Origin of the sequence: Flavobacterium sp. N502540 (genome assembly GCF_025947365.1) — a bacterium.
Taxonomy (GTDB): domain Bacteria; phylum Bacteroidota; class Bacteroidia; order Flavobacteriales; family Flavobacteriaceae; genus Flavobacterium.
Genome location: NZ_CP110012.1, coordinates 4,833,302 through 4,854,394, shown reverse-complemented (window position 1 = coordinate 4,854,394; position 21,093 = coordinate 4,833,302). Strand labels below are relative to the sequence as shown.

Genomic DNA, 21,093 nt, shown 5'->3' with positions numbered 1-21,093 from the left:
CTAAAAATCTGCCCTGTTAAGAGGTATTGATAATATTTTATGAGGGGGTATAAACAAGTTAGCGACCATTTTATCAAACTGACTACAAATAAAAAAATTGACCAAAATATTTGACCAAAAAAATGAACTGCCTAAACTGTAACACCGAAGTATATTCTAATTTTTGTCCAGACTGTGGGCAGCCAAAAGTACTCAAAAGGATTAACGGACATTATATCGTTCACGAAATTGAACACGTTTTGCATTTTGAACGTGGAATATTGTATACGATTAAAGAACTTATAACAAATCCGGGACAAAATATCAGAAATTACCTTACTGAAAACAGAAGCCGATTGGTTAAACCTATCATTTTTATTATTGTTAGTTCTTTAATTTATTCCATAAGCAATCATTTTTTTCATTTCCAGGATGGTTATATTAATTACCTTGACAGTCAAAAAACGTCAACAAGTACGATCTCAAAATGGGTTCAGATGAATTTAGGGTATTCCAATATAATGATGGGAATATTTATTGCATTGTGGACAAAACTATTTTTCAGAAAACGAGATTATAACATATTTGAAATATTAATTCTTCTCTGTTTCGTAATGGGAATTGGGATGTTAATTTATGCTATTTTTGGACTTGTTTACGGTTTGACAAATTTAAATATAATGCAATTTGCCGGAATTGTGGCATTTATGTATTCAACTTGGGCTATTGGACAGTTTTATGACAGAGGAAAAGCATCTTCTTATGTTAAAGCCTTTTTGGCCTACATTTTTGGGATGATGACATTTTCATTAGCCATTTTGCTTGTTGGAACATTAATTGACTTAGTAATAAAACATTAAAATTCCATGTTGCCTTTGGCTTTCAATGGTAGGTTAGTAATCGATAATTGGTGATGATAGTTATAGACTTTCTGTTTTTAACTATTGAATTGTTATTCAAGCAAACAAATTTCAAAAGTGGTTTTGCCATTTTCATTTCTATGGGTGATATAGCCGCCATGTGCCTCAATGATATTTTTGGAGAGCGTTAAACCAATGCCGGCACCTTCTGTTCGAGTGGTGAAAAAAGGGAGAAATACTTTGTGTTCGATTTCTTTTTCGATTCCGTTTCCGGTGTCGATGATTTTAATGAAAGCCCTATTTTCTTTAAATTCTGCTGACACCGTTACTATTTTTTCCGTGGAGTCTTTTAAAGCATAAATACAATTGGTCAATAGGTTGATGAAAACCTGTTCGATTTGCTGAGAGTCGATAGTGATCCAATGTTTGGTGGTAATTTTGTTGAGGATTTCAATGTTTTTTTCTTTGAATAACGGAGCCATTATCTGAAGACAATTGTGCATTAAAACCTGCAAATCTGTTTTCTCTTTTTTTGGTGTGGGCAGCATGGCCAGTTTTCGATAACCTTCAATAAATTTTTGCAGGTGATCGCTTCGTCTCAACATAGTTTCAACACTATTTTTCACATCCTCTAAATCTTCTGTTGACATGGAGTCCTGTTCTACCAAATCCTGAAGATTCTGACAAATAGAGCGAATAGGGGTTATCGAATTTAAGAGTTCATGCGAAATGACTTTCATTAAATTCACCCAGGCATCTTTTTCTTTTTTTTCGACTACATTCTGAATCGAATCCAGTAAAACAATAGAATAATCTTTTCCAAAAACTTCTGTTCTAGAAGCTTGCAATACAAAGGTTTGCATGTTTTGTTCTTTTACCCGAATCTCTAAGGAGGTTTTGACTTCCTGAAAATCATCGGCTTCGATAACTTCACATAACGATGGTAATTGATCTTTAAGATATTTCCATTTGGAGACCTTTGGAACATTAAAATGAGAAGAAAAATGATCGTTCATTAGGAAAATGTTCCATTCCATTTCTTCTTTTTGCAGAATGATGATCCCGGTTTCAATAGTATTTAAAATGGAACGATAGACAATGTCTTTGGAGATCTGTTCGTTTTGTTTACTTTTTAGATTATCATACAATAGAAATAATTCGTTGTAATTTTTATTGTATTTATGTTGTGAAAAATCTGAACTAAAATCATTTTGTAAGATCGAAGAGATGGTTTTGTTGTAAAGCAAAACAAAATTCCGAACATAAAAGTACATTTCACGTACAAGCAGGAATACCACAAAAAGGCCAAAGATTCCGGTAAAGAAAAGGTCTGTTTTAAAAAAATAAAAAGAGATTTCGATTATCAATACAATCAGAATCAATCTTAAAAACAGCAGTTTGTAGGTTTGGAAGGTCTGAAACATATTAATTGATATTGATGTTGTATTTTTCTAAACGACGGTATAAAGAACCTCTTGATAATCCTAATTCTTCAGCCGTTTTACTGATGTTATTGTTGTTTTTGAGCAAAGCTTTCTCAACAGCTGCCTTCTCTACAGAAGAAAGCTGAATGTCATCCGGGTTTTCTTCGTAGGGAGTTATGATCTCTAAATCTAAATCGGAAGTGGTGATTTTATTGTTTTCGCACAGAATAACAGCGCGTTCAATTTTATTTTCCATTTCCCTGATGTTGCCATTCCAGGCATGTTTTTCAATTTGTTCCAGTACTTTTTTGTCAAATTGTATTGTATTTCGGTCGTATTTTGCAATCATTTTGTCGAGAAGATATTCTGCCAGCGGAATTTTATCTTCGTGACGTTCCCGTAATGGAGGCAGAACGATTTCCATGGTATTGATACGATAATAAAGGTCTTCTCTAAAGCTTTTATCGGTAACTTCTTGTTTAAGATTTAGGTTGGTTGCTGTAATGATGCGGACATTTAGTGGTCTTGGCTTTGTTTCACCCAGTCTGGTTACTGTTTTGGTTTGAATAACCTGTAGCAGTTTCGATTGTAAATGGAGAGGAACATTCCCAATTTCATCCAAAAAGATAGTTCCGTTTTGCGCCATTTCGAAACGTCCGGGAGTATCGGTTTTGGCATCTGTAAAAGCACCTTTTGCATAACCAAACAGTTCACTTTCGAAAATATTCGAATTTAAGGCTCCCAAATCGACGGCTACAAATGGATGGTTTTTCCTTTCGGATTGGCTAAAGATATGATGTGCTAAAACAAATTTACCCGTTCCGTTTTCGCCTAAAATCAAAACGTTGGCATCCGTTTTAGCCACTTTATCAGCAAGGGAATAAGATTTTTTGATCATTTCTGAGGTACCGATAAAAAAGTCATTCTCGGGTTCTATATTCTTTATTTTCTTCTGTTCCTTTCGGGATTGATCTACAGCCTGTTTGACAGATTCAAGCAGTTTTTTATTCTCCCATGGTTTTAAGATATAATCAAAAGCACCGGATTTTAAGCCTTCAACTGCCGTTTCGACTTTACCAAAAGCGGTCATTAAAATAACAACCGTTTTCGGAGATAGTGTTTTTATTTCTTTCAATAAATACAAACCTTCTCTTCCGTCTTCAAAACCTATTCTGTAATTCATGTCGAGCAAAACAACATCAATGTGTTTTTGTGACAATAATTCGACAATATTTTTTGGATTATTGAGGGTATAAATGTCTTCAAAGTACTTTTTCAGGAACACTTTCGACGCAAAAAGGATATCTTCCTGATCGTCTATGATTAATATTGCAGCATTTGTCTTTTTCATTTTTGTTCAGTTTTGGACGAAAGCTGTCCATTATTGGACACTTCTGAATTCTTTTAAATACTAAAAAATTTAAAATAAGGCAGTTAGAAAATTTAATTTTTTGGCACGAAAATCATATTACTATTAGCAAATCATCAAATAGTAGAATGATTATTGCCGGTAAATGTAACAAAAATAGATATTTATAGATTATCTTATCAATTATCTTAATTTAGGATCTGTTTTTTACTTCGGCAGTACCATTCTTAGAAAGAAAAACAAACATCAAAAACACAGTAGTATGATCAAAATTAAAAAGCTTTCTAAAATTTTTAGAACCGAAGAAGTAGAAACAAAAGCTTTAAGTGAAATTTCATTAACCGTTAACGAAGGCGATTTTGTATCGATCATGGGGCCATCAGGAAGTGGAAAATCGACTTTATTGAATATCATCGGATTATTAGACAGTGCTTCGGGGGGAAGTTATGAATTGTTAGGACAGGAAATGATTGGTCTGAAGGAAAATTTAAAATCAAAAGCGAGAAAAGAAAACATCGGATTCATTTTTCAAAATTTTAATTTAATTGATGAATTATCGGTTTTTGATAATATCGAATTGCCATTGATTTACAATAATGTGCCACCATCTGAAAGAAAGAAAAAAGTACAGGAAATTGCCACTATATTAGGCATTGCACATCGTTTGAAACATTATCCACAACAACTTTCAGGAGGACAACAGCAGCGTGTAGCCGTTGCAAGGGCTTTAATTAATGATCCGAAAATTATTCTCGCCGATGAGCCTACAGGAAATTTGGACAGTAAAAACGGTAACGAAGTAATGGAATTATTGACGGATCTTCATGCAAGTGGTGCGACAATTTTAATGGTTACGCATTCGGATTATGATGCTTCGTTTTCGCAAAAAACGATTGTCATGAAAGACGGAGCCATTCTTTCAGAGAAAATGAACCATAGAAATGTAGATGTTTTAGTAAACCATTCAATAAATTAATCATGCTAAAGAACTGGATCAACATATTTATTTATCACATCAAAAACAATAAGTTTTTTACAGCTTTGAATGTTTTGGGGTTGAGCATCGGAATTGCAGGATTAATCTTTGCCACTTTGTATTGGAATGACGAGCAATCCTACGATCAATGGAATCCCAACAAAGACAAGATCTTTTTGGTAGCAAACAAAATGAACCCTACGACTTATTGGTCTTCGAGTTCAGCACCGGTAGGATCAGGGTTAAAAGCTATAAGTCCTGAAGTTGAATCATTTTGTTATTTAAGCGGAGGTTATGATAATGACGTACTGTATTCTAATACTAAAAAAGTACAATCAGATAAAATTACGATAGCTCAAAAAAACTTTTTTGATTATTTTCCTTATGAATTTATAGAAGGGAGTCGAAAGAATGCATTGCCGGATGTAAACAGTATTTGCTTGTCGAAGGATTTGGCTTTTAAACTTTTTGGAAACGAAACTGCTTTGGGTAAAAAAGTTGTTTTACAAAAAAAGGTATTGATGGTTAGAGGTGTTTATAAGCTGGATGAAAAATCATCCTATAATCCTTCTTGTGTTGTTAATTTTATGGACCAGCGAATTAATACAAACATTCAGTTTTGGGGGAACTTTCAGTATGTTTTATTACTGAAACTGAAAAATCGGGAGGATCAGAAACAAGTAACGAAGGATCTTGAAAAGTTATATTTTGATAACCTGACAGCTAAATTTGCACAGGAGCGGGGAATTACTCCTCAAGAGTTAATTCGCAAATATGGTGAAGTAAAACCAATTTTAGAGTCTCTGGCTTCAGTTCGTCTGCATACCAAAACCGGTGGTATGACAGAATCAAAAGGGAACCTCCAGTTTTTACTCATTATGGTTGGGTTATCGGTTTTAATCCTGTTGTTATCTATTGTAAATTATGTTAATTCTGCTACAGCAAATGCCGTAAAAAGAGCCAAGGAGGTTGGAGTTCGAAAAATTATAGGCGCTTCCAAATATAGTATAATCCAACAATTTGTTTTTGAAACAGCTATAATTACCTTGTTTGCCATCCTGGTATCATTGGTGATTGTCGAAATTTCGTTACCGCATTACAATACCTTTTTAGAAAAATCGCTTGTATTGCAAAGCGGTCAGTTTTACCTGCAGCTTGTGGCTATATTTTTTATAACAGTTGTATTGGCAGGTATTTTTCCGGCTATTTATGTCTCTAATTTTGAACCTTTAAAGGTGTTGAAAGGAAACTTTGGCCGAAGTAAAAACGGTATTTGGCTTCGCAACGGAATGTTGATTTTTCAATTTAGTGTGGCTGCTTTTTTCATTATCGGATCTTATATTGTGTATCAGCAAATAGAGTATATGAACTCTAAAGAGTTAGGTTTTAATGGAAAACAAATTCTGAACATTTCGTATAAGAACATCTACGGTGAAAAAACGAGCAATAAAGAGCGATTGGACCGATATAACAGTATCAGAAATCAATTGCTTCATATCAAAGGGGTTAAAGAAGTTTCCGGTGGCGGTTTTGTCTTAGGATATGGACCAAAATCAACTATTACTTATCAATATAAAGACAAAAGTGTAGACGGAGAAAATATACCAATAGACTTTGGGCTGCTGGAGATGCTGAAAATTAAAATGGTAAAAGGGCGTTATTTAGATCCTAAATTTGCGCAGGATACGATCAGTTCGATGTTGATTAACGAAACTGCGCTCAAGTTATTGAATGAAAAAGATCCGATAGGTAAAAAAGTAAACTGGAATGGTCAGGAAGTAATTATTGTGGGAGTTGTAAAAGATTTTAATCTGCTGGATCCGGGTCAGGCTATTCCTCCTATGTCCTTTTTTCATTTTAAAACAGTGCCTTGGTTTTCAGAACTTTTGAATAATATTTATGTCAGCGCAGATGCCAAAACTATGCAGCAGACTTTGACCGATGTTGAAAATTTTTGGGTGAAAAAAGTAGATACAGAATATCCATTTTCGTATGATTTTGTTGATAAAGGATACAAAAGATCCTATAGTAATTATGTGAGGCAAAAAAATCTATTTTCTTTATTGAATGTGATTGTAATTGTAATTGCGCTTTTTGGATTGTTTGCACTGGCTTCGTATTCTATTGAACGCAGGATGAAAGAAATTGCCATTCGAAAAACATTGGGTGCCGAGACAAATGTTCTGCTGAAAGAACTTTGTAAGCAGTATGTGGTTTTCAGTATTATAGGATTTTTAATAGCGTTATTTCCGGCCTATTATTTACTCAACAAATGGTTAGAAAATTTCTCGTACCGTATTACGATATCTGTTTATCCATTTTTAATCGGATTTATCGCCTTGTTGCTGCTAACCTTAGCGGTGGTGCTTTCAAGAGCATATCAGGCTACTAAAATTGATGTTTTGAAATATTTAAAATACGAATAAATCATAAAAAGTAAAGCCTTCAAAGTGAGAACATTTTGGAGGCTTTTTTAATGGCAGAAAACTGGAAAAAAGAATTATCTTTGAAATAATAAGATGCTATTGGTTAAAAAAAGAATGTGTTTTTTAAATTTTTCAGAGTATATTTTATGAAGATGTTTTTCCTTAAATCGGTACTGTTTTTATTCTGTCTGACTTTATTTTCCTGTGAAAGTAAAAAGCAAAATCCGGCCGCCAAAGCTTATGAAGCCGGTGTAATTTTATCTTTTGATGATGCCTATGTAGACGAATGGGCCGAAGCCGATCAGGCTTTGAGAAAATACTCATGGAAAGCTACTTTTAATGTCTGCCGTATTGATTCGATTGGGAAGCCGCAAATCGAAAAACTTCTTGAAATGCAAAAATACGGACATGAAATAGCCGGACATGGCTATCATCACTATAATGCTGTTAAATTTGTCAATAAAAATGGAATGGATGCTTACATTGATCAGGAAATTACCCCTATGATCGCTTCCATGAAAAAACATTCTTTTAAAATGACCACCTTTGCTTATCCGTACGGAGAAAGATCTGATGCATTGGATAAAGCGCTGTCACCTATGTTTAAAATTATCAGAGGAAGAGCTTTTGGAGGTGAACTTCCTGAAAAACAAGACAGCTATTTTAATAATTCAAAAATTGTATTTGCCTTTGATATCGACAATAGTCATATTCATTTCAGTATTCCGTACCTTCTCGAATTATTGCACTATGCCAAAAAAAACAACAAGATTCTGATTTTATGTGGTCATAAACCCGTTAGAAATGTTACCGAAAATTATCAGACTAAAATCGAAACTTTAGAATTTATCTGCAGGTATATGAAGTTAAACGATCTCAAGTTTTATACCTTATCGGACTTAGACCATTTGCTCGAGCACAAATAAACTATCCTTCAACGTTAAATAATAGTAACTTTTTGCTGAAACAGAAAGATTCGGATCGGGTCTTTTTTCGGTAGGAATCATGTATTTTTCACTCAGATCAATCTTTAAAATGGAGAGAAGATTTTTCATGAGAATAGCTGTTTTTTTTCCGAAATGAGAGGGGTGAGAGGTTAAAAATCAGTGTTTTGGTGAGGTTATTTGAGGTACTCTACAAGCTCCTGATCAAACGATTTCGTAAATAATCCGACATATTTTTCCAAAAATCGTATCTTTGTATCATAAAAATTGTAGAATTAATTAGTAGTTGAATTGTAGAACAAGTTCTACAGACTATTATAAAATGTTCTACAGTCGATTTAATTTCAGCATACTATTTTTGCTTCTTATTAAGAAAATAGAAACAATTATATATTTAAAAAATAGAATAAAGTAGGGTTTTTGTATAAAACACATTTATTCTATTAAAAAGATCCCCCAAATCTCTTTTAAATATCTGTTGTGTTATGGTTACTATTGATAGAGAAGTATTCAGGCTTTGTTGTTTTTTTAACAAAGAAAGAGTACTTTAGAGGAATAAGATCTATTTATCAGTATTAAAAACAGAATTAGTGTTTGCTAATTTTTGCTATAGAACAATATTTATTCAAAATGTAGTACATCATTCAGGATGTTCTTTCGATACCTAATTAAAAAAGTGGCATGAGTTATTGATTTGATTCTGTGACTCATTATTTTATTTATCATTTTAAAATATAAATTTTGATTAGAAAAGATTCCCTAAATAGTACGTTTAGTTTTTTTAAACTAAAGTTCAAACACAGAAAAATAATTCACTACACTTTAATAGCCTGTGTTATTCTTTTACAAATAATTGCTATCGTTATCTGGTATAATGAATCGTCTAATGAAGCAGAAATGTCGAAGACTTTAAACTCGATGGATTCATTGAATAGAATAACGCATTTCACCAGCGGTATAAATAATTCATTTGTTGATTCTCAAAAGAGTTTTAGTAATTACACCTATTATAAAGACAAAGAATCACTGAATAAGTATACTGCTTCTTTAAATGAGATCAGTCGTCTGATCGACAGCCTAAGCTTAATTACCAGAGATAATAAGGCGTTCATGAAGATTCTGGAAGAAAAGAATCAGTCAGAGCATTCTGTAGAGGCTATAAAATCCAGTATAGATTCTATTATTGAGTCGCAGATTAATTCCGATAAAACCACTTTGTCGAAGCCTTTTAAATTAAACAAGTTCGAGTATAAAAAGATCTTAGACAGCATTAAAACGGACTCTTATATGACCGTAGACAGTGTATCTAAAAAAGGTTTATTCTCAAGATTGGGAGCTGCTTTGGCCGGAAAAGTGGATGTGCAAAAAGAGAAGCTGAATATTACGGTTACGATGAAATACGATAACAAAGTAGTTACCGGAAGTATCGAAGAACAGTTTGCTAATCTGTTTAATACCACCAATAAATTTTACGAAGAGCAGTTTAAGAACTTAAAGAAGTCATTTGCCAATTTAAAAGATCAGGATGCTAAACTAAAAGAATTCAATAACGAATTACTGAATTTAGAGTCGGCGATTATGCCTAATTACAATAATTCGTTAAAACTGCTGCAGGACAATACTCAGAAACAATTGGAAAAGCAGTACGAATCCAATAAAATAGCGAGAAGTTATACCATTGCGATTTTGATCCTGATGATGTTTATCGTTTCGCTTGTGCTTTTCGGCTTCACGAGACTGGCTTTCCAATACGAAAAAAGACTGACTATTGCTCAGATGCAAATTCGTGAAAACCTGAATTTTAAGAACAGAATTATGGGAATGATTAGCCATGAAATCAGATCTCCTTTAAGTATTATTTCTATTTACAGTAAGATGATTAGTGCTTCTATAAAAGATGCCGAAATAAAAGATACTTTTAAATCGATTCAGTTCACTACAAACTCATTGCTTCTTTTGGCCAATCAGATTTTGGAATATTCAAAAGACGGAAATTATGCGCCTAAATTGAATAGTAAGAAATTTCTGCTTAAGGAAGAGATTCATCAGATTGTTAATTCGATGACTTCATTGGTTGAAAGTAAAGGAAATAAGATTGAAGTGAATTCTAATCTGATTTCAAATCTTGAAGTGAATTCTGATGCTGCAAAAATCCATCAGCTTTTTTATAACATCATTGGTAATGCAAATAAGTTTACTGAAAATGGATTGATAAAAATTGCTATGGATCTCGAGAAGACCTCTGATAAGCAAGTAAATTTAAAAATAGAAATTGAAGACAGTGGAATTGGAATCGCCAAAAATGACCTGAAAAACATATTCGAACTTTATTATCAGGGTACCGTTTCAGGAAAAGTAAACGATCTTGGCGTAGGTTTAGGTCTCAATTTGTGTAAAGAAATAGTAGAATTGTTTGATGGAAAAATAGATGTTCAGAGCGAAGAAGGCAAAGGGACAACGATTATTTTCAACCTCTTTATAAGTTTAGTTTAAAATAAGACCAAATTAATATACTTTTTGTATATTGACAATAAAAAGGCAATTAGTTAGAGAAAAGCGCTGAAACAATCCTAAATTAGGTAAATGAAAATGAAATCCCCATCCAATAACTATAGCTTTTTAGTAGCTGATGACCATAGTGTGGTTCGACAAGGCGTTTCTTTGATGATAAAAGAGTTATTTTCGAATGCTTTAATTCATAAAGCAGGAAATTTTAAGGATACACTTACTATTTTAAAAGAACAAAGTATAGATTTATTAATCTTAGATGTGAATTTTCCTGATGGAAACAGTATCAGTATCATAACAGAGATTAAATCCATCCGGCCCGAAGTGAAAATATTGATCTTCTCCGCTTATGATGAGAATATCTATGCCATGCGGTATTTGAATGCGGGAGCATCCGGATATCTGAACAAAGAAACTTCGGAGGAAGAAATGAAAAATGCAATCAGTTCGATGATGTTGTCCGGAAAATATATTACGCAGAATCTTAAAGACAGGATTCTGGACTCTTATATTTCAAAGAAACCAACAAATCCATTAGATGTATTGTCCAACAGAGAAATCGAAGTGGCACAGCTTTTAATTAAAGGCTATGGCAATCTCGAAATAATTGAACACCTGAACATTAAGAAAACAACGGTTAGCACCTATAAAAACAGGATTTTTGAAAAGCTGGAAATTGATAATCTGGCCGATTTGATCAAAGTTTTTCAATTGTATGCGGATTGATCAACAGATAAGTAAAAGGTCTTACATATCTGTAATACCTTTTTTGACTTATAAAAAAGATAAGGCCAGCCGGAAAAAGGGTCGGTCTCTTTTATTGAGCAGTTCAAACACTGAGATTGTAATTTATTATTAGCTATATCTTTGACTTAAAAAACTTTACTTTTTTGTATAAAAAATATATGAGATAGAGCAGTAAAGAAAGTAACAGTAAAGCTGTAGCTATTGCTGTATAGGTAAGCAAATAATAGGTATCATGAAATTGATGTCCAAACAATATTCAGTTGGATAAATATAACCGTAGATCAATAATCCTATTACCTAAAATTAAAAAGGTGTAAATAGTATATTTCATAATCTTGTATAATATTCATCTGAAAAGAATGCGTTGAAAAATGTAGATTCTCTTATTAAGTAAATGAACAGACTCTGTAATTATAAATAGCTAATAGGATATAAATACGCCCTCATCTCCTTTAAGAATATAATCGAAAGAGAGTATTTTATGGTTTATGGTATAGAAATATAATACGGGTTTCTCCTTACTTATTAGAATAAAAATGTTGTCCGTTTCTCCAGTAAAAAATACTTTATCACCATTATAATCTTTATAACTTATGACATAAAAATCTTCTGAATTTAGGAGTATCTTTTTCTCTTTTCTTATTTTTTTCAAATGTTTACTAAGTATTTTTGTACGATCATCAATGGTATACTTCGCACCATTATTTATTGTCTCAAAATAGATAAAATTATCTGCAATAAACTTCGTTGATTTATCTTCAAAGAAAACGGATTTTACAAAATTGGTTAACATATCAGGCTCATGTATTTTACTCTGACCTATAATAGTTGTTGTTGTTAACAGTAGTATTATAATTAAAAAGATAAGTTTATTTATTTTCATTTAGCAACCTCCTTTCTTTTTCGGAGCATTCCCTTTAGTGGCACTTATTGTCGCTCCATTGGGTACACTCATATTTCTTATGTCTTGACCTAGATCTCCTGGATTACGCCCTTTAAAATTAACAATTACTGCGTCATAAGTACCTGTAGTTTTAGGTAAGTTTAATCCACCTTTAGCTGCGGCACCTATTGCAAAATCACTACAGTTATAATTATTTAAATCATATGTTTTAGGGTAGCTATTAATATAATTAATAATATTTACCAGTTTAACGGCATCAACTTCGATTGAAATGCTTACATGATACAGTGTATTACTATTATCATGCAATTCACTATTTTGCGAAGATATAAGTGAAGCATTAGGACTATCGGGATAAAATCCCAAAACTCGTTGAATCCCTCCTTGCTGAATTCCTACAAAAGTATGTCCAACACTATTTGCTCCCATTTTATCTCTTGTGTTTTCATTGGGTTGTTGAATGTATATGGTCAATACAGCCGATTTAGACTTATCGAAACATTTAGTTTCTTCTTTAGGATCAATTTTTTTCCCTTCGATATTAATATAAATCGTGGTGGCATCACTACTATTTCCACCATCTCCAACATCCCAAGAATAACCGCGGCCGCCAGAATTACCAATCCCACCACCAAAAATCCCATCACCGTACATGCCGGTACTTCCAAACATATCTAAGGCATGAACCGTTTTGCGATAATTGTTCTGAAGGATAACTTCTCTTAATGCTTCTGCTGATCGACTTGTTAGTTTGGATGTTTTAGCATTCTCTGTGTCAGTTTTAATAGCATTATTATTTTCAACAAACTGACTTACAATAATCCCGTTCTCTGCCCTAAAACCAGTAATGAAATTTCCATCTAAGGTATGAGAAAATATTTTTCCCGAAAAACTTCCTTTAAAAGAATTTTCATCAGGATACATACTAAAAGCGATACTCTTAATTTCGTTATTAATTTTTAATAGCAGAATCCTCTTATTTTCAAACTTACTATTTGTTTTAAAAGGAATTACTGTCAATAACTGATCACTTCCTTTTATCCTTTCCTGTGTAATTTCGTCGAGTTCAACATTGTCTAATTCGTTGTTCGTTGATTTTGCAGAAGAACTACTTTTTGAATGCATCAGAAAGTCTTTTGCTTCATTTATAGGTACGGTCTCAATCTTACTTTGCAATTGATCTGATGAATGCTCTTCATTTTGACAACTAAACAGTGCTAATGTCAAACAAAATAGTAGTACTCTTTTTACGTGGCTTTTAATTTTCTTTTCCATAAAATTCATTGTTCAATAGTAATTAAAACAAAGATATAAGAAAAAAGCTATAAAAAATGTTTTTGTGTTAAAAAAGAAATTTTCTTTGTGATGTATTTTCTGTAGAAATAATTCTACAACAAGACGTTCCATGTTCTATAACATATTGATTTTATTGCATGTATTTTTGTTTTGTCAGGAAGACGCAGTTGCTGGAACTTTATAAATAAGATGGATTTGTAGCAGAATGGATTATTTTTTTTCAGCATCTAGCTTCCTGTATTAAGAGACACTCTTTTGTTGTTGCGGACGGCTTTTTTTGTTTTTGTTTTTTGGGTTATAAAAGTCAGGTCAATTTTTATTTTTTTAGAAGATCGCCGTCTGATCAACAAATAGTGCTTTTAAAATCTAATGCAAATTTTAATGCTAAAGAAAACTACAGTTAATAGAAAGGGAATGTATAAAAGTAAGGCTATGGAATTCGACTTTTACAAAACAAAGAAGAAAGCAAATGTGAATGTTTTTAAGTCTAAAGCATTTGATGAGGTTCATGACGCTCTTTTCGTATTTACGATTTCGGCAGATAACGATTATGAAATGCCATTTATAAATGATGCCACCTACGAAATGTTTGAAGTTTTATCCAATACGATGTTTACCAATACCGTACTTTCTATATACGACCGAATTCATCAGGATGATAAAAAAAGGGTGAAAAACTCTTTATTCGATGCTATAAAAAAAAGAAGGAAATGGAGTGTTGTGTTCAGGGCAGAATTGCCTTTCAACGGATTAAGCTGGTTTAAGGTGACTTCAAAAAGAATAGTCAATAAAGACGGAAGCACGGAATTTTATGGTCGTATAACTGATATTACCGAATTAAAGGAGCAGGAGTTAAAACTCAGAAGAACGGAAGAACGTTTTAAGTTTATGCTGATGACTTCAAATGAAGGTATTTGGGATTGGGATCTAACCATTGATCGAATTTATTATTCGCCGCAAGCCCTAAATATATTGGAATTGAAAGCGTCTGATATTTCTCATACTTGCGAGGGATGGAAGAAAATGATACATCCGGAGGATATTGAAGATTGTCAAAAGGCATTTAACTATCATTTTGATAACAGAACTCCTTACTACGAAAATTTTCAACGTGTGTTAACTTCAAATAAAAAATACAAATGGATTCTCAGTAAGGGAATGGTGACCGAGCGTGATCTTGAGGGAAAACCATTAAAAGTAATAGGAACTTACAGCAATGTTTCTTTTCAAAAAGAGAAAGAGCTTGAGTTAAGAAGAGAAATGGAAGTGTATAAAGAAAAGAACAACAGATTGTTGAATTTTTCGCACATCGTTTCTCATAACCTAAACTCGCACGCAGGTAATTTTAAAGTTCTTTTGGACTTGATCGATTCAGAAGAAGGTTTTGATGAAAAAGTTGAAACATTAAAATACCTGCGTGCGGTTTCCGGAGATCTTAGTAAAACAATTGAAGATTTGTCGCAAATTGTAAATGTTCAAAACAATACCGAAATTAATATCGAGGCGCTGAATTTAAACAGTTATCTAAACAGGGTACTCAACATTGTTAATGCCTATAACAACAAGAATAATGTTACGATAATTAACAACGTTTCCCCTGAAGCAGTGGTTCATTTTAATCCGGCATATCTTGAAAGTGTATTACAAAATCTAAGTAGCAATGCTATAAAATATGCTGATCCTAAGAAACCACTGATCGTTGAATTTAATTTTTTCAGAGAAAATGGAAGAAAAGTATTCACCATAAAAGACAATGGTTTGGGAATTGATCTTAAGAAACACGGAGATTTAATTTTTGGAATGTATAAAACATTTCATAAGCACGAAAAAGCAAACGGTTTGGGCTTATACATTACAAAAAATCAGATCGAATCTATGAATGGAAACATTACAGTAGAAAGTCAGGTAGGAGAGGGTACAACTTTTAAAATCCTTTTTAAAGATTAAAGGTGCTGCGTTCAGCATTATAAATAGAATTTCAGATTACATAAATAATTATTTTTAGAATGGAAAAATTTATCGTTATTAAAAAAGCCAATGGAGAATTTCAATTCGAATTTGTAAATAAAAATGGTGAAATTATTTTAAGCAGTGGCGATTATACCCGGAAATTCATGTGTATGAAAGGGATTGAATCGGTAAAAGTTAATTCACAGGACAATACGAAATTCTTTCGAAAAACAAATTCAAAAGATGAAAGATACTTTAATCTTAAAGCTTTTAACGGAAAGATTATCGGAACAAGTAAAATATTTAAAGACAGAGATTCCCGCGATGAAGGAATACTGGAATTTAGAAAATATGCACCACATGCTATTGTAGAAGATCACTCTAATACAGTATTGGCTGAGAGTGCAGCATTTTAGAGTTATTCAATAAAACCGTCTGCCATTCGGTTTGATTTTATAAAACAATGAACTTTTGTCGTTTTCCGGATTGTAATAACGGAATCGTTTTTTAGATAATTTAATTGGTATATTACACGTCTAAGACCGCTTTTGCGGTCTTTTTTGTTTTTAGTAAACTCAAGTTATAAGTTAAAGGCCGAAAAAATGGATCAGTTGTAAAGTTGACAATTAAACAAAAAGTTTAGATAATCTACCAGGAAGAAATCTGGTTAGATTTGCTCTGAAAGAGCTTTAGCATTAACATGGTGTGCAGCACTATGAATGATAATGGCAATTATAGGTCACGCCCTGAAAGGGCAAAAGCCTGATCGAAAAGGAAGGCATCCCACATATTTTGTATAAGATTCTTTAAGAATGCAATTTTTTTATTGGAATTTGTTGGGGATGAAAATTGCTTTTGCCCCTTCAGGGCAATTCTGTATCTTTATCTAACACATAGTGCTTTGCACTATGTTGTTGCTTTTCAGGCTTTCAGCCCTTTTTTTCGCAACTTCTGTTCTTGATCTGCTATAAGCTGAAAAACATTTGCGTCTTTTGTTACTTGTCCGTTTTATTTTATTACTTTTTTTTTATTGTTTTTGGTAAAAAAAGAGATTAATATTTTACAAATAGTAAAAAAATGACTTTCCAGGGAAGTTAGGCTTAATCAATACTTAACTTATACTCCGCGCATTATTTTATTAGCTACTTTCCTTGAATTTCCTCACTTTAAAGATGTAAATCAAGCACTATTCTGTCAATATTTCAAGGATTATAAAGCTGTTTTTTTACAAATACTTAACAAATTACACCCCTTAATTTTCTTTTCTTTAACAATTAGATAATTTTCAATTATTTACTATTTATAAAAATCATTGTTTATTTGCTTGTATAAATTTAATATTTGTAAACAAATTAACCATGAAAACAATTTACAAGGCAATTTTAATTTTTTCGGTTGCACTTTTTACTCAAAACATGACCGCCCAAAAGGCAACAATAAGCGGAACGATTACCGATGCGCAGTCCCCACTTCCGGGCGCAACTATTGTACTGTCTAATAATCAAAAAGCAACAACTGATTTTAGTGGTTATTTTACAATTCAGGATGTAGGATCGGGTAGCTTTGAATTACAGATCTCCTATATAGGATATGAGGTAAAGAATATAAAAATTGATATTAAAGACAATCAACAGTTAAAGTTAGGAATCATTCAACTGCAAACCAATTCCAAAGAACTGAATGAAGTTGTTGTGAGCGGAATGGCTCAAAGAAATAGTGAAGCGAGAGCGCTGAACATGCAAAAAAAATCGATGAGCATTGTAAACGTTATCGCGGCCGACGGGATAGGAAAACTACCGGATCGTAATGCCGCCGAAACCGTACAGCGTATGCCGGGAGTTTCGATAGAGCGTGATCAGGGTGAAGGACGTTTCGTATCGGTGAGAGGATTGCCGCCATTTTGGTCGTCGACTACAATTAATGGAAATCGAATTCCAACTGCCGAAGAAGAAACGACTTCGAGAGCTACCGCATTTGATTTTTTTCCTTCAGATCTTATCGCCTATGTTGAAGCTACTAAGGCGCTTACACCGGACATGGATGGTGATGCGATTGGCGGAAGCGTCAATTTTACTACACAAACCGCTCCAACGAAAAGAACAATTAAAGCAAGTGTTTTTAGCGGATACAATCAAAAATCGGATAAAGGAATTTATAGTGGATCGCTTACAATAGGTGACAAAAGTAAAAACGGAAAGTTCGGATATATTATCAATGGTACATATTGGGACAGAAACTGGGCTACCGATAATTACGAGGCAAGAAGACAAGGTGATCAGGGCGTTTACAGATTGGAGTTGAGAGATTACACCGGAGTTAGAAAAACCACAGGTTTAAATGGTGCAATGGAGTTTAATCCTTCATCGAGAGATAAAATTTTTCTGAAAGTAACTTATGGCGGACTTACAGATGAAGAAACACATTACAAACACCGAATCAGATTTGATAAATTCAACGGTACAACAAATGCGTTAACAGTGGAACAGCAAGATATTCACAACCAGTTAATGACACAATTTTTAGGTCTTGATTTGGGAGGGAAACATCAATTAGCGAACGGAAAATTAGACTGGAGTCTTGCTTCTTACCGAAACAGGTTTAAGTATGGCAACATTCCAAATGCAGAAGACAACAGTTATTTTTTAATTCAGTTCAACCAAACCGGAGTAGGTGTTAAACCTGAATACTTAAAAACAGTGCCACTTGCCAACGGTGGAGCGGGAGGTCCGAGAGCGTATTGGGCTGCTGATGGCGGAATTATGGATCCAAGCAATCCAAAGTCAATATTTGATTTTTATTCCGACCCAAATTTCAAAACAGATCCGACAAAAATGAAGTTTTCTACTTTAGAACTTTACAAAATCAATATCGTAGAAAGAGATAATATTATTGCGGCTGTAAACTACGAGCACAATTTTAATGAGAATCTTAAAATGAAGTTCGGAGCGAAAGTAACAGATAAAGATCGTATCGCTACTTTCAGAGACGAATACTACAGCTGGACAGGTTCTCCAACTCCTTATTTATCCAACTATGCTTCTGATTTAATTCTTCAACCGGGAGGTACAGATTACTTAAGGAAAGAAACAGGTACTTTGATTGGAAATAGTTTCGGTCCGGTTTTATCTCCGGACGGAATGACAAAATTATTCAATACCTCAAAAGCAAATCTGGTTTTAAATCCTGCTGATTCGCAGATTCCGGAATTGGGAAAAGGATTAGGAAGAAACTTTAATGTAGGGGAGACAACCTCTTCTGTTTATGCGATGTCAACCTATAATCTATCAAATAAATGGACTGTTTTGGGAGGTCTGCGTGTAACCAATACCATAACACAGGTAACCGGTAAAACAGTAGAAAACAATGTGGTGGTAGATGCTGAGAATACTAAAACATATACGTCAGTGCTTCCAATGTTGCACGTAAAATACACTCCGATTGAGAATTTGAACCTACGTTTTGCAACAACCAGAACATTTGCAAGACCTAATTTTGGAGACATTTCACCGGCAGGTTCATTAAACACGATTGACGGAGAGTATGCAGGAGGAAATCCAAATTTGAACCCAACCTATTCCTGGAACTTTGATTTGTTGGGAGAGTATTTCCTTGACGAAGTGGGAATCATTAACGCCGGAGTATTCTACAAATCGATTACAGATCCAATATTTGACGATACTTATCAGGGTACTATTAACGGAATTCCTGATATAGAAATCAGTTCACCTGCTAACGGAGGAAATGCATGGATTGGTGGAGTTGAATTTGGAATTACCAAGAGATTTAGCTTCTTGCCGGGATTCCTGAAATATTTTGGAACTCAAATCAATGCAACTCTTATGGACTCTGAAATGACTTTAGGAAAAAATGCTAACAATCCTAACGGAAGAAAAGTATCAACACCTTATCAGGCAAAACAATTATACAATTTGCAACTGTTTTATGAGAGTGGTAAACTGAATGTGAGAGCTGCCTTTAACCACAAAGGGGCTTATGCCACAAGTTTTGATGCCAATGCTAAAAATACAGATATGAATGATATTTATTACGGTAAATACAACTCGCTTGATTTTTCTGCTTCCTATAAAATCGGAGATCATTTTACCATTTTCAGTGATGTAAACAATGTATTGAACGAGCCTTTGATGTACCATTTTGGAGAAACACCAAACCGCCCAAAACAGGTAGAATATTACGGAATGAAGTTTAATCTTGGTTTAAAATATAATTTATAGACAACTATAAGTTAACCCGTTGGATGTTGGCAGATTTTATTTTTACAGTTTATTTTTTTTTAAATCTGCTGCAATCAACGGGTTTCTAAAACGACCGTACCTATTTTACATTGATCACAAAACCATCACGTTAAAACTTAAGAACTAATGTCTAAAAAAGCGTCTAATTTCAGGTTCATACTCAAAACGTCCATAGCGGCATTCGGTACTTATTTTTGTATGTACGCCTTTAGAAAACCTTTTACGGTCGCTACTTTCTATCAGTTGTCTTTTTGGGGAATAGATTATAAAATTCTACTCATTTTAGCACAGGTTTTAGGCTATACTTTTTCTAAATTTTTAGGAATCAAAATCATATCCGAATTAAAGTCGGCCAGGAGAATTTTATATTTAATCAGTTTTATAGCCATTTCAGAACTGGCTTTGTTGGGTTTTGCTTTGGTACCAGCACCTTACAACATTCTATTTTTATTCATCAACGGATTGCCTTTAGGAATGATTTGGGGAATCGTTTTCTCTTATCTCGAAGGCCGAAAAACAACTGAATTACTGGGAGTAATTTTATGCTCGAGTTTTATCGTTTCTTCAGGAGCGGCAAAATCTGTCGGAGTATTTGTTCTGAAGGTTTTGGGATGCAATGAGTTTTGGATGCCTTTTGTTTCGGGATTGCTTTTTATTGTTCCGCTAATCGTATTTTCATTGTTTTTGGAAAAAATCCCAAATCCGGATGACGAAGATTTAGCGCTGCGATCCAAACGCAGACCTTTAGATAAAAATGAACGTGCATTATTATTCCGACAATTTGCTTTTCCGTTGACCATACTTATTATTTTCTATGCCATGTTAACGGCAATGCGTGAATTCAGAGATAATTTTGCAAGAGAATTATGGGATTCTTTGGGATACAAAGAAAGTATTTCAATTTATATGTATTCCGAGATTCCTATTGCGATATCTGTTTTGGTCATTTTAGGATTTTTAGGAAGCATGAAAAACAACTACAAAGCCTTCAAAAATTATCATTTGGTATTGCTTCTGGGTTCTGTACTTATAGGGATCACAACTTTATTGTTTCAAAAGCACTTAATGTCGCCACTTTTGTGGATGATGATTTCCGGATTTGGAATGTACGTTTGCTACATTCCGTTCAACGGTTTGTTTTTTGACCGTATGATTGCCACTTACAAGATAGATGGAAATACCGGATTTTTAATTTACATCGCCGATGCTTTTGGTTACTTAGGAAGCGTATTGGTATTGTTTTTCAAAAATTTTGGCGACAAGAATATTTCCCTATTAAGCTTTTTTACCAACTGTATTTATCTGCTCTCTTTTGTTGGGATCATCACTACCATCATGTCCTTTAACTATTTTAAAAGGAAGTTTAGAAAGACTGCTAAAATTCATGCGGCTATGAGTTATGAGATGTGAGTTATGAGATGCAAGATGCAAGATGTAAGATTTGAGACGCCGTG

15 protein-coding genes are annotated in these 21,093 nt (G+C 33.5%); 10 read left to right on the top strand and 5 right to left on the bottom strand.

Annotated features, from left to right (window positions below):
- Positions 1 to 122: 122 nt before the first annotated feature.
- On the top strand, positions 123 to 839 hold the full coding sequence (locus tag OLM58_RS20220; protein ID WP_264530371.1) for a DUF3667 domain-containing protein: 717 nt from the start codon (positions 123 to 125) through the stop codon (positions 837 to 839).
- Positions 840 to 931: 92 nt separating this feature from the next.
- On the opposite strand, the gene OLM58_RS20215 is transcribed toward OLM58_RS20220, so the two are convergent.
- Positions 932 to 2,263: a sensor histidine kinase gene (locus tag OLM58_RS20215; RefSeq protein ID WP_264530370.1), complete on the bottom strand. Its 1,332-nt coding sequence runs from the start codon at positions 2,261 to 2,263 to the stop codon at positions 932 to 934.
- A 1-nt stretch (position 2,264) separates the two neighbouring features.
- Positions 2,265 to 3,614 carry a sigma-54-dependent transcriptional regulator gene (locus OLM58_RS20210; RefSeq protein ID WP_264530369.1) on the bottom strand — a complete coding sequence of 450 codons (1,350 nt, stop codon included), beginning with the start codon at positions 3,612 to 3,614 and terminating at the stop codon, positions 2,265 to 2,267.
- Positions 3,615 to 3,894: 280 nt separating this feature from the next.
- Between OLM58_RS20210 and OLM58_RS20205 the strand changes: the two genes are divergently transcribed.
- The 3 genes from OLM58_RS20205 (at position 3,895) to OLM58_RS20195 (ending at position 7,960) form a co-directional block, all read left to right on the top strand.
- Positions 3,895 to 4,608, top strand: coding sequence for an ABC transporter ATP-binding protein (locus OLM58_RS20205; RefSeq protein ID WP_264530368.1), 714 nt, complete (start codon positions 3,895 to 3,897; stop codon positions 4,606 to 4,608).
- 2 nt (positions 4,609 to 4,610) lie between these two features.
- Positions 4,611 to 7,034 carry an ABC transporter permease gene (locus tag OLM58_RS20200; protein ID WP_264530367.1) on the top strand — a complete coding sequence of 808 codons (2,424 nt, stop codon included), beginning with the start codon at positions 4,611 to 4,613 and terminating at the stop codon, positions 7,032 to 7,034.
- A gap of 146 nt (positions 7,035 to 7,180) precedes the next feature.
- Entirely contained in the window at positions 7,181 to 7,960 is a 780-nt protein-coding gene (locus OLM58_RS20195) for a polysaccharide deacetylase family protein (RefSeq protein WP_264530366.1), read from the top strand.
- On the opposite strand, the gene OLM58_RS20190 is transcribed toward OLM58_RS20195, so the two are convergent.
- Entirely contained in the window at positions 7,934 to 8,089 is a 156-nt protein-coding gene (locus OLM58_RS20190) for a hypothetical protein (RefSeq protein ID WP_264530365.1), read from the bottom strand. The two genes, OLM58_RS20195 and OLM58_RS20190, sit on opposite strands and share 27 nt — an antisense overlap.
- 630 nt (positions 8,090 to 8,719) lie before the next feature.
- On the opposite strand from OLM58_RS20190, the gene OLM58_RS20185 reads away from it, so the two are divergent.
- Together OLM58_RS20185 and OLM58_RS20180 are read left to right on the top strand one after the other, a co-directional pair.
- On the top strand, positions 8,720 to 10,471 hold the full coding sequence (locus OLM58_RS20185) for a sensor histidine kinase (protein ID WP_264530364.1): 1,752 nt from the start codon (positions 8,720 to 8,722) through the stop codon (positions 10,469 to 10,471).
- A 90-nt stretch (positions 10,472 to 10,561) separates the two neighbouring features.
- Positions 10,562 to 11,212, top strand: coding sequence for a response regulator transcription factor (locus tag OLM58_RS20180; RefSeq protein ID WP_264530363.1), 651 nt, complete (start codon positions 10,562 to 10,564; stop codon positions 11,210 to 11,212).
- A 442-nt stretch (positions 11,213 to 11,654) separates the two neighbouring features.
- Here OLM58_RS20180 and OLM58_RS20175 read toward each other — a convergent pair whose 3' ends face one another.
- Together OLM58_RS20175 and OLM58_RS20170 are read right to left on the bottom strand one after the other, a co-directional pair.
- On the bottom strand, positions 11,655 to 12,116 hold the full coding sequence (locus tag OLM58_RS20175) for a hypothetical protein (RefSeq protein ID WP_264530362.1): 462 nt from the start codon (positions 12,114 to 12,116) through the stop codon (positions 11,655 to 11,657).
- Positions 12,117 to 13,412, bottom strand: coding sequence for a hypothetical protein (locus OLM58_RS20170; protein WP_264530361.1), 1,296 nt, complete (start codon positions 13,410 to 13,412; stop codon positions 12,117 to 12,119).
- Positions 13,413 to 13,865: 453 nt separating this feature from the next.
- On the opposite strand from OLM58_RS20170, the gene OLM58_RS20165 reads away from it, so the two are divergent.
- The 4 genes from OLM58_RS20165 to OLM58_RS20150 all read left to right on the top strand — a co-directional run bounded on the left by OLM58_RS20165 (position 13,866) and on the right by OLM58_RS20150 (position 21,049).
- On the top strand, positions 13,866 to 15,380 hold the full coding sequence (locus OLM58_RS20165) for a sensor histidine kinase (protein WP_264530360.1): 1,515 nt from the start codon (positions 13,866 to 13,868) through the stop codon (positions 15,378 to 15,380).
- Positions 15,381 to 15,439: 59 nt separating this feature from the next.
- Positions 15,440 to 15,799: a YegP family protein gene (locus OLM58_RS20160; protein WP_017495681.1), complete on the top strand. Its 360-nt coding sequence runs from the start codon at positions 15,440 to 15,442 to the stop codon at positions 15,797 to 15,799.
- Between the two features lie 942 nt (positions 15,800 to 16,741).
- Positions 16,742 to 19,618 carry a TonB-dependent receptor gene (locus tag OLM58_RS20155; protein ID WP_264530359.1) on the top strand — a complete coding sequence of 959 codons (2,877 nt, stop codon included), beginning with the start codon at positions 16,742 to 16,744 and terminating at the stop codon, positions 19,616 to 19,618.
- A gap of 147 nt (positions 19,619 to 19,765) precedes the next feature.
- Positions 19,766 to 21,049 carry a DUF5690 family protein gene (locus OLM58_RS20150; RefSeq protein ID WP_264530358.1) on the top strand — a complete coding sequence of 428 codons (1,284 nt, stop codon included), beginning with the start codon at positions 19,766 to 19,768 and terminating at the stop codon, positions 21,047 to 21,049.
- Positions 21,050 to 21,093: the final 44 nt, after the last annotated feature.

Bases quoted from the DNA above. Each gene is read 5' to 3' on its own strand.
- OLM58_RS20220 (WP_264530371.1), top strand. From the start codon at position 123: ATGAACTGCCTAAACTGTAACACCGAAGTATATTCTAATTTTTGTCCA.
- OLM58_RS20215 (WP_264530370.1), bottom strand. From the start codon at position 2,263: ATGTTTCAGACCTTCCAAACCTACAAACTGCTGTTTTTAAGATTGATT.
- OLM58_RS20210 (WP_264530369.1), bottom strand. From the start codon at position 3,614: ATGAAAAAGACAAATGCTGCAATATTAATCATAGACGATCAGGAAGAT.
- OLM58_RS20205 (WP_264530368.1), top strand. From the start codon at position 3,895: ATGATCAAAATTAAAAAGCTTTCTAAAATTTTTAGAACCGAAGAAGTA.
- OLM58_RS20200 (WP_264530367.1), top strand. From the start codon at position 4,611: ATGCTAAAGAACTGGATCAACATATTTATTTATCACATCAAAAACAAT.
- OLM58_RS20195 (WP_264530366.1), top strand. From the start codon at position 7,181: ATGAAGATGTTTTTCCTTAAATCGGTACTGTTTTTATTCTGTCTGACT.
- OLM58_RS20190 (WP_264530365.1), bottom strand. From the start codon at position 8,089: ATGAAAAATCTTCTCTCCATTTTAAAGATTGATCTGAGTGAAAAATAC.
- OLM58_RS20180 (WP_264530363.1), top strand. From the start codon at position 10,562: ATGAAAATGAAATCCCCATCCAATAACTATAGCTTTTTAGTAGCTGAT.
- OLM58_RS20175 (WP_264530362.1), bottom strand. From the start codon at position 12,116: ATGAAAATAAATAAACTTATCTTTTTAATTATAATACTACTGTTAACA.
- OLM58_RS20170 (WP_264530361.1), bottom strand. From the start codon at position 13,412: ATGGAAAAGAAAATTAAAAGCCACGTAAAAAGAGTACTACTATTTTGT.
- OLM58_RS20165 (WP_264530360.1), top strand. From the start codon at position 13,866: ATGGAATTCGACTTTTACAAAACAAAGAAGAAAGCAAATGTGAATGTT.
- OLM58_RS20160 (WP_017495681.1), top strand. From the start codon at position 15,440: ATGGAAAAATTTATCGTTATTAAAAAAGCCAATGGAGAATTTCAATTC.
- OLM58_RS20155 (WP_264530359.1), top strand. From the start codon at position 16,742: ATGAAAACAATTTACAAGGCAATTTTAATTTTTTCGGTTGCACTTTTT.
- OLM58_RS20150 (WP_264530358.1), top strand. From the start codon at position 19,766: ATGTCTAAAAAAGCGTCTAATTTCAGGTTCATACTCAAAACGTCCATA.